We start from the raw sequence: 14378 nt of genomic DNA, 5'->3' as shown, positions 1-14378 counted from the left end.
GTTCAGAAAGATCAGCTCAGTGCTTCGTCCAGGAACGCCTTCAGCTGCGCCTGATGCTTGGACATCAGACCAGTGGCGGTCGCGGCGGAAGCGGCGCGGCCGACATAACGCGGACGCCGGCTCGCACCGTGCACCTGGTTCAGCACCCATTCCAGATAGGGCTCGATGAAGTGCCAGGCACCCATGTTGCGGGGCTCTTCCTGGCACCAAACCACTTCAGCCTTCTTGAAGCGCGACAGCTCGGCCACCAGCGCCTTCAGCGGCACCGGATAAAGCTGCTCGACGCGCATCAGGTAGATGTCGTCGATGCCGCGCTTCTCGCGCTCCTCGTAGAGGTCGTAATAGACCTTGCCGGAGCAGAGCACGATGCGGCGGACCTTCTCGTCGGGAACGAGCTTGATCGCCTCGTTCGGCAGCATCTGGGCGTCATCATAGAGGATGCGGTGGAAGGTCGTTCCCTTCGCGAGCTCCTCGAGGCGCGACACCGCCCGCTTGTGACGCAGCAGCGACTTCGGCGTCATCAGGATCAGCGGCTTGCGGATCTCGCGATGAAGCTGGCGGCGCAGCACGTGGAAGTAGTTCGCCGGCGTGGTCGGGTAGACCACCTGCATGTTGTCTTCGGCGCACATCTGCAGATAACGCTCCAGACGCGCCGAGGAGTGCTCCGGTCCCTGGCCCTCATAACCGTGCGGCAAGAGGCAGACGAGGCCGGACATGCGCAGCCATTTGCGCTCGCCCGAGGAGATGAACTGGTCGAACACGACCTGCGCACCGTTGGCGAAGTCGCCGAACTGGGCTTCCCACAGGGTCAGCGTGTTCGGCTCGGCGAGCGAGTAGCCGTATTCGAAGCCGAGCACGGCTTCTTCCGACAGCAGCGAGTTGATGACCTCGTAGTGGCCCTGCTCGTGGCCGAGATGGTTGAACGGCGTGTAGCGGCTCTCGTCTTCCTGGTCGATCAGGACCGAATGGCGCTGCGAGAACGTGCCACGCTCCGAATCCTGGCCCGAAAGGCGGACATGGTGGTTCTCGTTGAGCAGCGTGCAGAACGCCAGTGCCTCGCCGGTCGCCCAATCGATGCCGACGCCGGTGTCGATTGCCTTGGCGCGATTGTCGAGGAAGCGCTGGATGGTGCGGTGGACGCGGAAGCCATCCGGCACCTTGGTGATCTTGCGGCCGATTTCCTTCAGCTCGGCGGTGTCGACGCCTGTGACGCCGCGGCGCGCATCCTCTTCCTGGTCGGCGATCTTGAAGCCGGACCACTTGCCGTCGAGCCAGTCGGCCTTGTTCGGCTTGTAGGAGGTGCCGGCTTCGAACTCGGCATCGAGCCGTGCGCGCCAGTCGGCCTTGGCCTTGTCGACCTCGCCCACGGTCATCACGCCTTCGCTGATCAGGCGGCGGGCGTAGAGCTCGAGCGTCGACGGATGCGCCGCGATCCTCTTGTACATCACCGGCTGGGTGAAGGCCGGCTCGTCGCCCTCGTTATGGCCATGCCTGCGGTAGCAGAACATGTCGATGACGACGGGCTTGTGGAACTTCTGTCGGAATTCGGTCGCGACCTTGGCCGCGAAAACCACCGCTTCCGGGTCGTCGCCGTTCACGTGGAAGATCGGCGCGTCGATCATCTTCGCCACGTCAGACGGATAGGGCGAGGAGCGCGAGTAGCGCGGATAGGTGGTGAAGCCGATCTGGTTGTTGACGATGAAGTGGACGGAGCCGCCGGTGCGGTAGCCCTTCAGGTCGGACAGGCCGAAGCATTCCGCGACCACGCCCTGGCCGGCGAACGCGGCGTCGCCATGCATCAAGAGCGGCATCACCGAGATGCGCTGGTCCGGCGGATCGCCGTGCTGGTCCTGCTTGGCGCGAACCTTGCCGAGCACCACGGGATCGACGATCTCGAGATGCGAGGGGTTGGCGGTCAGCGACAGATGGATGCGGTTGCCGTCGAACTCGCGGTCCGAGGAGGCGCCGAGGTGATATTTGACGTCGCCGGAGCCTTCGACCGCATCGGGGTTGGCCGAGCCGCCCTTGAATTCATGGAACAGGGCGCGGTGTGCCTTGCCCATCACCTGGGTCAGCACGTTGAGGCGGCCGCGATGCGGCATGCCGAGCACGACTTCCTTCACGCCGAGATTGCCGCCGCGCTTGATGATCTGCTCGAGCGCGGGAATCAGCGATTCGCCGCCGTCGAGGCCAAAGCGCTTGGTGCCGGTGAACTTGGTGTCGCAGAACTTCTCGAAGCCTTCGGCTTCGACCAGCTTCATCAGGATCGCGCGCCGGCCTTCGCGGGTGAACGAGATTTCCTTGTCCGGTCCCTCGATGCGCTCCTGGATCCACGCCTTCTGCGCGGCGTTGCTGATGTGCATGAACTCGACGCCGAGCGTCTGGCAGTAGGTGCGCTCGCAGATTGCGGTGATCTCGCGCAGCGTGGCGTATTCGAGACCCAGCACGTGATCGAGGAAGATCTTGCGGTCGAAATCGGCTTCGCTGAAGCCGTAGGTGCGCGGGTCGAGCTCTTCGCGGTTGCGCGGGGCTTCGATGCCGAGCGGATCGAGCTTGGCGTGGAAGTGGCCGCGCATGCGGTAGGAGCGGATCAGCATCAGCGCGCGGACGGAGTCGCGCGTGGCCTGGAGCACGTCGGCGGACGAGAAATCAGCGCCCTTGTTGCCCGCCTGGGCCTGCGCCTTGGCGGCGATCTTGGCACCGACCGCCTTCTCGACCTGGGCCCAGTTGCCGTCGAGGGCGGAGGTGAGATCGTCCTGCGGGGTCAGCGGCCAGTTGTCGCGCTCCCAGGACGGGCCTTCGGCGTTCTTGCTGATATCGCCGGGCTGGTCGTTGAGGCTCTTGAAGAACTCCTGCCACTCGGCGTCGACCGAGGACGGGTCCTTCTCGTAGCGGGCGTAGATTTCGTCGATGTAGGTGGCGTTGGTGCCCTGCAAAAAGGAAGAGAGGGCAAAGGCTGCGTTCGCGTCTTGGCGAGACATGCTTGAGTTCCTGGCGATTTCGGTTCGCGCATAACAAACGGCGCTGGCGCTGAGCTCCCCGGCAGAGGCCCAGCGCGACAGGCACCATTTATCCTATTTGCTACGAAACTTCGCCCGGAAAAGTACGAAGAAGTGAATTAGCCTTTCAACTTTTCGGCAAGCGTGTGACCAAGGCGGGCGGGAGACGGAGACACTGTAATCCCAGCCGATTTCATCGCATCGGTCTTGGAACCGGCGTCGCCCTTGCCGCCTGAGATGATCGCGCCGGCATGGCCCATGCGGCGGCCGGGAGGCGCGGTGACGCCGGCAATGAAACCGACCATCGGCTTCTTGCGGCCGCGCTTGGCCTCGTCCTTGAGGAACTGGGCGGCGTCCTCCTCGGCGGAACCGCCGATCTCGCCGATCATGATGATCGATTCGGTCTTGGGGTCGGCGAGCAGCATTTCCAGCACGTCGATGAACTCGGTGCCCTTGACCGGGTCGCCGCCGATGCCGACCGCGGTGGTCTGGCCGAGGCCTTCCTGCGAGGTCTGGAACACGGCTTCATAGGTCAGCGTGCCGGAGCGGGAGACGATGCCGACGCTGCCGGTCTTGAAGATGTTGGCGGGCATGATGCCGATCTTGCACTCGCCGGCGGTCATGACGCCCGGGCAGTTCGGCCCGATCAGGCGCGACTTGGAACCGGCCAGCGAGCGCTTCACGCGTACCATGTCGACGACAGGAATGCCCTCGGTGATGCAGACGATCAGCGGGATCTCCGCGTCGATGGCTTCGCAGATCGCATCGGCCGCGCCCGGCGGCGGCACGTAGATCACCGATGCATCGGCGCCTGTCTTCTCGCGCGCCTCGCGCACCGTGTCGAACACCGGCAGGCCCAGATGCGTGGCGCCGCCTTTGCCCGGCGAGGTGCCGCCGACCATCTTGGTGCCGTAGGCAAGCGCGGCCTCCGAGTGGAAGGTGCCGTTCTTGCCGGTAAAGCCCTGGCAGATGACCTTGGTGTTCTTGTCGATCAGGATGGACATGAGGTCTGCTTTCGCGAACTAACGAGTGAGAGGTCAGTGGATGCGGCGGTAGATGCCGGTGAGCACGTCGGCCCAGCCTTCCGCGTCCGGCGAGAACTGGATCTTCAACGAGTAGGAATTGTCGTCGATGATTTCGTAGACGTGGCGCGCATTGCCGCGGAGCGAGCCGCGCACCAGCGTCAGGGTCTTGCCGACCCAGCCGCCGGAGGCGGGCGAGGGCGGCGTGTAGCCGAGCGAGTCGTACCAGAACAATTTGTAGGTCCGGTCGTCCCGGTCGTAGGTGAAGAGGCCGTGGGTGGCAAAAGCCTGCTTGCCGTCGCGCATCTGGACACAGTCCTGGATCAGGTAGAAGCCGTTCAGATCCATGCGCGCGACGACGTGCGAGGTCGCCGGCCCGCCGGCGACCCAGCGCGACGGGAAGACCACCTCTTCGCCATTCCATTCGCCGGCGAACGCGGCGAGGCGCGTGTGCTCTGCAAGCGGAGATGATGCGGCGAGATGGTCCTGGGCCATGGCCTTAGCCTCCCTTGACGGCCTTCACGATCTTCTGCGCGGCGTCGTCGAGATTGTCGGCCGGCACTACGTTCAGGCCGGATTCGCGGATGATCTTCTTGCCGAGCTCGACATTGGTGCCTTCGAGGCGGACCACCAGCGGCACGCTGAGGCCGACCTCGCGCACGGCGGCCGTGACGCCTTCGGCGATCACGTCGCACTTCATGATGCCACCGAAGATGTTGACAAGGATGCCCTTCACGTTGGGATCGGCGGTGATGATCTTGAACGCGGCCGCCACCTTCTCCTTGCTGGCGCTGCCGCCGACGTCGAGGAAGTTCGCCGGCGCCATGCCGTAGAGCTTGATGATGTCCATCGTCGCCATCGCGAGGCCGGCGCCGTTGACCATGCAGCCGATATTGCCGTCGAGGGTGACGTAGTTGAGGTCGTATTTCGACGCCTCGATTTCCTTGGCGTCTTCCTCGGTCTCGTCGCGCAGCGCGAGCACCTCGGGGTGACGGAACAGCGCGTTGTCGTCGAACGACACCTTGGCGTCGAGCACGCGGAGCTGGCCCTGCTTGGTCACGACCAGCGGGTTGATCTCCAGCATCGACATGTCCTTGGCGACGAAGGCGGTGTAGAGCTGCGCGGTGAGCTTCTCGGCCTGCTTGGCGAGATCGCCGGAGAGTTTCAGCGCGTTGGCGACGGTGCGGCCGTGATGGCCCATGATGCCGGTCGCGGGATCGACCGAGAAGGTGACGATCTTCTCGGGGGTGTTGTGCGCGACGTCCTCGATGTTGACGCCGCCTTCGGTCGACACCACGAACGACACGCGCGAGGTCTCGCGGTCGACCAGGATCGAGAGGTAGAACTCCTTGTCGATGTCCGAGCCGTCCTCGATGTAGAGGCGGTTGACCTGCTTGCCGGCGGGACCGGTCTGCACGGTCACGAGCGTGGCGCCGAGCATCTGCTTGGCGAATTCGGCGACCTCAGCGGCCGACTTGGCGATGCGGACGCCGCCCTTGTCGCCGGCCGAGGCTTCCTTGAACTTGCCCTTGCCGCGGCCACCGGCGTGGATCTGGCTCTTCACCACCCAGACCGGACCCGGGAGGGCCTTGGCGGCGGCTTCCGCGTCAGCGGGCTTCAGGACGGGGACGCCCTTCGAGATCGCGACGCCGAACTCGTTCAGCAGCGCTTTGGCCTGATATTCATGGATATTCATATGGTCGCTCCCTGAACCCGCGGGCGGTGACCTCTAGGGCCCACCTCAGTCTTGTGGCTGGCATACCATATACCACAGGAACTGCAACCCGGATTCTTTGACTTCGAGATCTCTGGACTATCGAGCCGGAACCCGCCCCGGCAGTGGGCCCCGGAAGTGAAACCGCCGAAGACCGGTTTTCGATCTTCGGCGGGGTATCATTAGCGCCTTAGCGGCCGAGAAGATCGGGTGCGATCTTCTTGCAGGCATCGACCAGGCCCTGTACGGCGCCGACCGACTTGTCGAAGGCTTCGCGGTCCTTGCCGGCGAGCTCGATCTCGACGACGCGCTCGACGCCCTTGGCGCCGATCACGACGGGCACGCCGACATACATGTCCTTCACGCCGTATTCGCCATTCAGATAGGCGGCCGAGGGCAGCACGCGCTTCTTGTCACGCAGATAGCTCTCGGCCATCGCGATCGCGGAAGCGGCGGGCGCGTAGAAGGCCGAGCCGGTCTTGAGCAGATTGACGATCTCGGCGCCGCCGTTGCGGGTGCGGTCGACGATCTCGTCGAGGCGCGCCTGCGAGGTCCAGCCCATCTTGACGAGGTCGGGCAGCGGAATGCCGGCGACGGTGGAGTACTTCACCAGCGGCACCATGGTGTCGCCGTGACCGCCGAGCACGAAGGCGGTGACGTCCTCGACCGAGACGTTGAACTCGTCGGCCAGGAAGTAGCGAAAGCGCGCCGAATCCAGCACGCCGGCCATGCCGACGACCTTCTTGTGCGGCAGGCCCGAAGCCTTCTGCAGCGCCCACACCATCGCGTCGAGCGGGTTGGTGATGCAGATGACGAAGGCGTCGGGGGCGTATTTCTTGATGCCGGCGCCGACCTGCTCCATGACCTTGAGGTTGATGGAGAGGAGGTCGTCGCGGCTCATGCCGGGCTTGCGCGGCACGCCGGCGGTGACGATGCAGACTTTTGCGTTGTCGAGGGCTTCGTACGAATTCGCGCCGGTGTAGTGCGCGTCGAAACCGTCGACCGGCGAGGACTGGGCGATGTCGAGTGCCTTGCCCTGCGGCACGCCCTCGGCGATGTCGAACATCACCACGTCGCCCAGTTCTTTCAGGCCGATGAGATGAGCCAACGTTCCGCCGATCTGACCGGAGCCAATCAAAGCAATCTTGTCGCGCGCCATGTGAACCTGTCCTTTAGACACGTTAAGGAGGGGAAAACTGAGACGGGTGGTTATCCCTTTCGCTTCCCCCGTTCAAGTCGGTGGATGCCCAATTGTCGGGCTTGGCGAATATTGAAGCGCATCCCTGTCATTCCGGGGCGCGACGAAAGTCGCGAGCTACGATGCGCAATTGCGCATCTGAGAATCCATAACCACCAGCGGGAGCATGGATTCCGGCCTCGTCGCTTCGCGACGCCCCGGAATGACAGCGCCGGCAAATAGGACTTAAGTCTCCACCAGGCCCTTGGTGGAGCCGCTGGCGGTGGAATCCTTGCGGCCGTGAGGCAGCGCCAGATAGGATTCCGAGCTCATCTCGATCAGGCGCGACGCCGTCCGCTTGAACTCCATGGCCTCGTTGCCCTCGTGGGCGAGATAGAGCGAGATCGGATTGGCATCGGCCGAGGCCATCAGCTTCACGGCATTGTCATAGAGCGTATCGATCAGCGTGATGAAACGCTTGGCGGCGTTGCGCTGGGAAAAATCCATCACTGGAATATGGTCGACCAGGATGGTGTGATAGTCGTGCGCGAGCCGGAGGTAGTCGGACGCGCCGAGCGGTTTTTCGCAGAGATCCGCAAATCCGAACCGTGCCACGCCATGGGCCGAGCACGGCACGTGCAGGATGCGGCCCTTGAACGAAATATCGCGCGACTTGCATTTGGCGCCGCCGGTCATCTTCGACCAGGCGCGGTCGAGGGCTGCGTCCGCGTCGCCGTCGGCCGGCGTCAGCCACATCGGCACGCCCTGAAGCTTTTCCAGGCGGAAATCCGTGCGCGCATCGAGCCGCAGCACGTCCATGTGGTCGGTGATCTGCTTGATGAAGGGCAGGAACAGCGAACGGTTCAAGCCGCCCTTGTAGAGATCGTCGGGCGCGACGTTGGAGGTCGCGACGACCACGGTGCCGAGCTCGAACAGCTTTGCGAACAGGCGGCCGAGGATCATCGCGTCCGCGATGTCGGTGACGTGGAATTCGTCGAAGCAGAGCAGCCAGCTCTCCTCGAAGATCGCGTTCGCAGTCAGCGCGATGACGTCGCCATCGGCGATCTCGCCGCGCGAGATGCCCTGGCGATAATCGTAGATGCGCTCATGCGCTTCCGCCATGAACTCGTGGAAATGCGCGCGGCGCTTGTGCTCGACGGTACTGTGCTGGAAGAACAGGTCCATCAGCATGGTCTTGCCGCGGCCGACTTCGCCATGGACGTAGAGTCCGCGCGGCGCCTCGTCCTTGTCGCCGCTGAACAAGCGGCTGAGCAGGCCCTGCTTGCGCTGCGGCTTGTAATTCGCGAGCCGCTGGTCGAGCGCCGCATAGGCTTCGGCGATTTCGGCCTGCGCAGCATCGGGCTCGATCGCGCCGGACGCGATCTGGGCCTGGTATGCCTCGCGGAATGAGGAACTGGGGGTGGAGAGCATGGCTCTTTACCGCCAGAGATGCGCGGAAATTGCAAGCCGTGAATTGGTGGGCGGGGTATGCGGTTTCGTGTTCCGGACGCGCTGCGTCACCGAAAGCGCGATCACGCGCGTCTTCAACGCGCTATGGTGGCGCTGCGCAGAGCCGGGACCCACTATTTCGTACATCGATCGTGGAGCGATGGGCCCCGGCTCGGCAGCGCACCGCTATGCGCCGCGCCGCGTCCGGGGCACGAGAGCGGTGCTACTCACACAGCTCGTAGGCGTCCTCGACCACATAGGGGCCGCCGCCGGTCGATGCGCGTGACGAGAACAAGACAAAACGTTCGGCCATGAACGCCTTGCTCGGGAAGTAACCGCGCAGCGAGAGATAGTCGGCGACGTCGCGGTCGGACGCGTCGTGCAGCCGGGCCAGCGTGACATGCGGGGTGAACTTGCGGCCTTCGGGATCGAGGCCGATCCGCTGCATCATGCGTTCGAGCTCGGCCTGCAACTCCATCAGCGGCTTGCTCGGCGCGATGGTTGCGACCACCGCGCGCGGCTTGCGGCCGCCGAAGCTCGTGAGCCCCTGCACCTTCACCTCGAAGGGCTTGCGATCAACGCGAAACAGCATCGATGCGATCTCGTTGGCGGACATGCCGTCGATATCGCCGATGAAGCGCAGGGTAACATGATAATTTTCGGGATCGATCCAGCGGGCGCCGGGAAGGCCGCCCCGCAAATTGGAAAGCGTCTGGCCGATCTCGGCCGGAATTTCCAGACCTGTGAACAAACGCGGCATCGTTTCGCACTCCCGATGCTTGGGCATGATCCTTGGGAAGGATCATATCCAAATTGTAGAGCCGGCAACGAATCACCGGTACCCTGATTCCTATCGCAGTTGTGTGACTCTGCGAAGCATCGCGCGCCTCACCCCGGTAAAACCCTGGGAATTACGGTTAGCGCTGCCCGCTTTTCAGCGGCGCTGCTCGCTTATGTTGCGCAAAAATGCCTCCACGGTGGGCATGATGTTGTTAACGATGATGTCGACGCCGGCCGCGGTCGGATGAATGCCGTCGGCCTGGTTAAGCTTGGCGTCGGCCGCGACACCGTCGAGGAAGAACGGATAGAGCGGCACGTCGAATTTTTTCGCAAGATCCGGATAAATCGAATTGAAGCGCGCAGCGTATTCCGCGCCGTAATTCGGCGGCGCCAGCATGCCGCACAGCATCACCGCGATCTTGCGTGCCTTCAATCGCTGGACGATGTCCGTCAGCGCGGCACGCGTCAGGTCAGGGTCGATGCCGCGCAGCGCGTCGTTGGCGCCGAGCTCGATGATCACGCCGTCGGTTCCGTCCGGGACCGACCAGTCGAGCCGCTCACGGCCGCCGGACGAGGTGTCGCCGGACACGCCGGCATTGGTCATATCGACCGCTATGCCCTTGGCCTGCAAGGCTTTTTGAAGTTTTGTGGGAAATGCGTCCTGGGCCGGGAGGCCGAGGCCGGCGCTCAGGGAATCGCCGAGAACGACAAGCTTGACCGGCTTTGCCGCTTCGGCCCATGCCGGATCCACCGCCGTCATCAAAGCGAACATCAACACGGCTATGTGCATGAAGAATCCGTAACGCCTCTCGACCGCGTATGCGGAGTTGCCATATGACCGGACCATGGACAGTCGCATCGAAACCTCTTCGCTCGCCGGCACCGCGCCGGACACCATCGCCATCTCCAACGTCAATCTTTCATTGGGTACGGGCGCGGCACGCGTTCACATCCTCAAGGATATCAGCCTGCGGGTCGCCTCGGGCGAGACGATCGGCCTGATCGGCCCGTCAGGCTCGGGCAAATCCACGCTGCTGATGGTGATGGCGGGGCTGGAGCGTCCTGATAGCGGAGAGGTGGTGGTGTCAGGCACGCCTTTCAATGCCCTCGACGAGGACGCGCTGGCCCGCTTCCGCGGCCGCCAAGTCGGCATCGTCTTCCAGTCCTTCCATCTGATCCCGACCATGACGGCGCTCGAGAACGTCGCCGTGCCGCTCGAACTCGCCGGCAACCCTGACGCTGCAAGACGCGCGGCGCAGGAGCTGCAATCGGTCGGGCTCGGCGATCGCCTGCATCACTATCCGACGCAGCTCTCCGGCGGCGAGCAGCAGCGCGTCGCGCTCGCCCGGGCGCTGGCGCCCGATCCCGCCATCCTCGTCGCGGACGAGCCGACCGGCAATCTCGACGAGGCGACGGGAAAACAGATCGTGGATCTGCTGTTCGGCAAGCACGCCGAGCGCGTCATGACGCTGGTGCTGGTCACGCACGATTCCTCGCTCGCGCAGCGCTGCGATCGCGTGATCCGCCTGCGCTCCGGCCGCATCGACACCCAGTCTGCGCCGGCATGAGCATCGCGGCCGAACCGTTCGCGAAACCCAACGGCGTCGCCCTGTCGCTGCGCTACGCGCTGCGCGAATTGCGCGGAGGCCTGCGCGGCTTCTATGTCTTCATCGCCTGCATCGCGCTCGGCGTGATGGCCATCGCCGGCGTCGGCTCGGTCTCGGCGAGCCTGAGCGACGGTCTCGCGCGCGAGGGCCGCACGCTGCTCGGCGGCGACGTCTCCTTCGTGCTGTTCCAGCGCGAGGCGAAGCCCGAGGAAGTCTCATTCCTGCGCTCGCGCGGCACGGTCTCGACGGCCGCGACCTTGCGCGGCATGGCGCGCGCCGCCGACGGCCAGCTCGCGCTGGTCGAGATGAAGGCGGTCGACGACACCTATCCGATGCTGGGCCAGCTGACGCTGGCGCCGCAGCTGCCGATGTCCGACCTGCTCGCGGAGCGCGACGGCGCGTTCGGTGCGGCCGCCGATCCGACGCTGCTGGCGCGGCTGTCGCTGAAGACCGGTGACCGCGTCACCATCGGAAGCGCAACGTTCCAGATCCGCAGCACCGTCGAAGCCGAGCCCGACAAGCTCGCCGGCGGCATCGGTTTCGGGCCGCGCTTCCTGATCAGCGAGGCGGGCCTGCGCGCCACCGGCCTGATCCAGCCCGGCAGCCTGGTGCGCTGGGTGTACCGGGTGAAGCTGCCTGACGCCGCCAACAGCGAGCGCGCCACCGAGGCCTTCATCGCGGACGCGCGCAATGCGGCGCCGCAGGCCGGCTGGGAGATCCGCAGCCGCTCCAATGCCTCGCCGCAGCTCGAGCGCAACATCAACCGCTTCACACAATTTTTGACGCTGGTCGGCCTCGCCGCGCTCCTGGTCGGCGGCGTCGGCGTCGCCAATGCGGTCAAGAGCCATATCGACCGTCGGCTCGAGGTCATCGCGGCGTTCAAGGCGGTCGGCGCCACCGGCCGCGACGTGTTCGGCATCTATCTGGCGCAGGTCCTCCTGCTGGCGGGAATTGGCTCGGTGATCGGCCTTGCGCTCGGCGCCGCCATGCCTTTCGCCATCGTCGGCCTGTTCGGAAAACTGCTGCCGCTGCCGGTGGTGCCGGCCGTGCATGCCGACGAGCTCGCGCTGTCCTTCGTCTACGGCCTGCTCACGGCGCTCGCCTTCGGCCTGTGGCCGCTCGGGCGGGTGCACGATGTGCCCGTCGCCGCGCTGTTCCGCGACACCATCAGCTCCGAATGGCACCGGCCGCGCTTGAGCTATATCGTGTTCATGGCCGTCGTGATCGCGCTGCTGATCGCGGTCGTGATCGGATTGTCCTTCGACAAGCGCATCGCCGCGGTGTTCGTGGCCTCCTCCGTCGTCGTGTTCGCCCTGCTCCGCGGCATCGCCGCCCTGCTGATGACGATCGCGCGCCGGCTGCCGCGCACGCGTCTGCCGATGCTGCGGCTGGCGATCGCCAACATCCACCGGCCCGGCGCGCTCACGCCCTCCGTCGTGCTGTCGCTCGGGCTCGGGCTCGCCGTGCTCGTCACCATCACCCAGATCGACGGCAATCTGCGCCGGCAGTTCCTTGCGGCCCTCCCCGAGCACGCGCCGTCGTTCTTCTTCATCGACATCCCGAGCACGCAGGCCGAGCAGTTCGACGGCTATCTGCGCCGGATCGCGCCGGGCGCGAAGGTCGAGGACGTGCCGATGCTGCGCGGCCGCATCGTCGCCGCGCGCGGCGTGCGTGCCGAGGATCTCAAGCCGACCACCGATTCCGAATGGGTGCTGCAAAGCGACCGCGGCCTGACCTATACCGCCGAGCTGCCGAAGGGCTCCAAGGTGGTCGAGGGTGAATGGTGGAGCGCCGACTATTCCGGCCCGCTGCTGGTCTCGATGGAGAAGAAGATCGCCGACGGGCTCGGCCTCAAGCTCGGCGACGAGATCGTGGTCAACGTGCTCGGCCGCGACATCCCGGCCAAAATCGGCAATCTGCGCACCATCGACTGGCAGGGCATGGGCATCAATTTCGTGCTGGTGTTCTCGCCCAACGCCTTCAAGGGCGCGCCCCACACCCATATCGCGACGCTCACCGAGGCCGGCGGCACAGCGGCCGGCGACGGCAAGATCATCAAGCAGGTCGCCGACGCCTATCCGATGGTGACCAGCGTGCGCGTGCGCGAGGTGATGGAGACGGTCGGCTCGGTCGTGACCAATCTGGCGCTCGCGATCCGCGGCGCCAGCGCGGTGACCCTGATCTCGGCGATCCTGGTGCTGGGCGGCGCGCTCGCCGCCGGCCACCGCCACCGGGTCTACGATGCGGTGATCCTCAAGACCCTCGGCGCGACCCGGCTGCGGCTGCTCGGCGCCTATGCCCTCGAATACCTGCTGATCGGACTTGCCACCGCGGTGTTCGGCGTGATCGCCGGCAGCATCGCGGCCTGGATGATCGTGACGCGGCTGATGACGCTGAGTTTCGTCTGGCAGGCCGGCAGCGCGGCCGGCGTGGTCGCGGCGGCCCTGGTGGTCACGGTCGGACTTGGGCTCGCCGGGACGCTGCTGGCACTGAACAAAAAGCCCGCCACGGTGTTGCGGAATTTGTGACAAATGGTAGCGGGCGCCCGCGCGATGTCGGAATCGCACGATTCCTAGCGATTAACCACGTCTGCTCGCCAGGATTGCGGGCGAGGGCGACATTCAGCCGCGCGTGGACGGTTGCAGCGAATGTGTTAGTTTCCCACATATCCAATGGGTTCGGAGCCCCGATTATGAGCCAGAATTTAGTCGGCACAGATCGGTATCCGAGATAGAATTTGACGAACCGGCGGCATCGCGACCCTCATGCCGGACCGGGCCAACCAACGGGAATTCGACCATGTCGGACCTAGACCGTAACTACGCTTCTCCTTTCGGCAGGGCCGCCGGGCGTGTTGACGCCGCGACGGTCGATGCCGGCCTGCGCGCCTATATGCTGCGCATCTACAATTACATGAGCATCGGCCTCGCCATCACCGGCCTGGCCGCGCTCGGCGTCTACATGGCCGCCGTGACCGACGTTCCGACCCCGGAAGCCGTCCGCGTCGGCAAGCTGTTCCTGACGCCGTTCGGCTACGCGATGTTCGTCAGCCCCCTGAAGTGGCTGTTCATGCTCGCGCCGCTTGCGATGGTGTTCGTGATCTCGGCGGGCATCAACCGTCTCGCCCCCTCGACCGCGCAGATCCTGTTCTGGGTGTTCGCGGCGCTGATGGGCATTTCGCTGTCCTCGATCTTCCTGGTGTTCACGCACACCTCGATCGTGCGGGTGTTCTTCATCACAGCGGCCACGTTTGGCGCACTGAGCCTCTACGGCTACACCACCAAGCGTGATCTGACCGGGATGGGCTCGTTCCTGTTCATGGGCCTGATCGGCATCATCATCGCGAGCCTGGTCAACCTGTTCCTGGCGAGCACGATGCTGCAGTTCATCGTGTCCGTGGTCGGCGTGCTGGTGTTCGCGGGCCTCACCGCCTGGGATACCCAGCGGCTGAAGAACGACTACATCTACGGCTACGCCTCGGCCGGCGGTGAAATCGCAGAGCGTGCGGCCATCACCGGCGCACTGTCGCTGTACCTGAACTTCATCAACCTGTTCACGCTGCTCCTGCAGCTCCTCGGCCAGCGCGACTAAGCGCTTCGACGAGAGAACGGATACGAACCCCGGCCGAGA

General features: G+C 64.9%; 11 protein-coding genes. 3 read left to right on the top strand and 8 right to left on the bottom strand.

Annotated elements, in window-relative coordinates:
- Positions 1-11: 11 nt before the first annotated feature.
- The 8 genes from AB7008_RS02080 to AB7008_RS02045 form a co-directional block, all read right to left on the bottom strand.
- Positions 12-2981 (bottom strand): 2-oxoglutarate dehydrogenase E1 component, encoded by a 2970-nt coding sequence (locus AB7008_RS02080; protein ID WP_028158553.1) that lies wholly within the window; start codon positions 2979-2981, stop codon positions 12-14.
- A gap of 137 nt (positions 2982-3118) precedes the next feature.
- The gene (sucD, locus tag AB7008_RS02075) at positions 3119-4003 is read right to left on the bottom strand and encodes a succinate--CoA ligase subunit alpha (RefSeq protein ID WP_014490620.1); all 885 of its coding nucleotides are present in this window, start codon (positions 4001-4003) and stop codon (positions 3119-3121) included.
- 33 nt (positions 4004-4036) lie between these two features.
- Entirely contained in the window at positions 4037-4516 is a 480-nt protein-coding gene (locus tag AB7008_RS02070) for a DUF1579 family protein (protein ID WP_028158554.1), read from the bottom strand.
- A 4-nt stretch (positions 4517-4520) separates the two neighbouring features.
- The gene (sucC, locus tag AB7008_RS02065) at positions 4521-5717 is read right to left on the bottom strand and encodes an ADP-forming succinate--CoA ligase subunit beta (protein ID WP_028158555.1); all 1197 of its coding nucleotides are present in this window, start codon (positions 5715-5717) and stop codon (positions 4521-4523) included.
- A 208-nt stretch (positions 5718-5925) separates the two neighbouring features.
- The gene (mdh, locus tag AB7008_RS02060; protein ID WP_014490623.1) at positions 5926-6894 is read right to left on the bottom strand and encodes a malate dehydrogenase; all 969 of its coding nucleotides are present in this window, start codon (positions 6892-6894) and stop codon (positions 5926-5928) included.
- A 264-nt stretch (positions 6895-7158) separates the two neighbouring features.
- Complete coding sequence (gene zapE, locus AB7008_RS02055; protein WP_028158556.1) at positions 7159-8343, bottom strand: cell division protein ZapE; 1185 nt, start codon at positions 8341-8343, stop codon at positions 7159-7161.
- Positions 8344-8584: 241 nt separating this feature from the next.
- The gene (gene thpR / locus AB7008_RS02050; RefSeq protein WP_014490625.1) at positions 8585-9121 is read right to left on the bottom strand and encodes an RNA 2',3'-cyclic phosphodiesterase; all 537 of its coding nucleotides are present in this window, start codon (positions 9119-9121) and stop codon (positions 8585-8587) included.
- A gap of 174 nt (positions 9122-9295) precedes the next feature.
- Positions 9296-9931 (bottom strand): arylesterase, encoded by a 636-nt coding sequence (locus AB7008_RS02045; RefSeq protein WP_041960635.1) that lies wholly within the window; start codon positions 9929-9931, stop codon positions 9296-9298.
- 55 nt (positions 9932-9986) lie between these two features.
- On the opposite strand from AB7008_RS02045, the gene AB7008_RS02040 reads away from it, so the two are divergent.
- The 3 genes from AB7008_RS02040 (at position 9987) to AB7008_RS02030 (ending at position 14339) form a co-directional block, all read left to right on the top strand.
- Positions 9987-10709 carry an ABC transporter ATP-binding protein gene (locus AB7008_RS02040; RefSeq protein ID WP_441258349.1) on the top strand — a complete coding sequence of 241 codons (723 nt, stop codon included), beginning with the start codon at positions 9987-9989 and terminating at the stop codon, positions 10707-10709.
- Complete coding sequence (locus tag AB7008_RS02035) at positions 10706-13276, top strand: ABC transporter permease (protein WP_304492330.1); 2571 nt, start codon at positions 10706-10708, stop codon at positions 13274-13276. Before AB7008_RS02040 ends, AB7008_RS02035 begins: the two co-directional genes overlap by 4 nt.
- A 271-nt stretch (positions 13277-13547) precedes the next feature.
- Positions 13548-14339 carry a Bax inhibitor-1/YccA family protein gene (locus AB7008_RS02030; protein WP_039155334.1) on the top strand — a complete coding sequence of 264 codons (792 nt, stop codon included), beginning with the start codon at positions 13548-13550 and terminating at the stop codon, positions 14337-14339.
- Positions 14340-14378: the final 39 nt, after the last annotated feature.

The sequence above is a fragment of the Bradyrhizobium sp. 521_C7_N1_3 genome (assembly GCF_052075975.1).
In the GTDB taxonomy this organism is placed as follows: Bacteria; Pseudomonadota; Alphaproteobacteria; order Rhizobiales; family Xanthobacteraceae; genus Bradyrhizobium; species Bradyrhizobium japonicum.
This window is presented reverse-complemented; position numbering and strand designations above follow the sequence as displayed.

Bases quoted from the DNA above. Each gene is read 5' to 3' on its own strand.
- AB7008_RS02080 (WP_028158553.1), bottom strand. From the start codon at position 2,981: ATGTCTCGCCAAGACGCGAACGCAGCCTTTGCCCTCTCTTCCTTTTTG.
- sucD (WP_014490620.1), bottom strand. From the start codon at position 4,003: ATGTCCATCCTGATCGACAAGAACACCAAGGTCATCTGCCAGGGCTTT.
- AB7008_RS02070 (WP_028158554.1), bottom strand. From the start codon at position 4,516: ATGGCCCAGGACCATCTCGCCGCATCATCTCCGCTTGCAGAGCACACG.
- sucC (WP_028158555.1), bottom strand. From the start codon at position 5,717: ATGAATATCCATGAATATCAGGCCAAAGCGCTGCTGAACGAGTTCGGC.
- mdh (WP_014490623.1), bottom strand. From the start codon at position 6,894: ATGGCGCGCGACAAGATTGCTTTGATTGGCTCCGGTCAGATCGGCGGA.
- zapE (WP_028158556.1), bottom strand. From the start codon at position 8,343: ATGCTCTCCACCCCCAGTTCCTCATTCCGCGAGGCATACCAGGCCCAG.
- thpR (WP_014490625.1), bottom strand. From the start codon at position 9,121: ATGCCGCGTTTGTTCACAGGTCTGGAAATTCCGGCCGAGATCGGCCAG.
- AB7008_RS02045 (WP_041960635.1), bottom strand. From the start codon at position 9,931: ATGCACATAGCCGTGTTGATGTTCGCTTTGATGACGGCGGTGGATCCG.
- AB7008_RS02040 (WP_441258349.1), top strand. From the start codon at position 9,987: ATGGACAGTCGCATCGAAACCTCTTCGCTCGCCGGCACCGCGCCGGAC.
- AB7008_RS02035 (WP_304492330.1), top strand. From the start codon at position 10,706: ATGAGCATCGCGGCCGAACCGTTCGCGAAACCCAACGGCGTCGCCCTG.
- AB7008_RS02030 (WP_039155334.1), top strand. From the start codon at position 13,548: ATGTCGGACCTAGACCGTAACTACGCTTCTCCTTTCGGCAGGGCCGCC.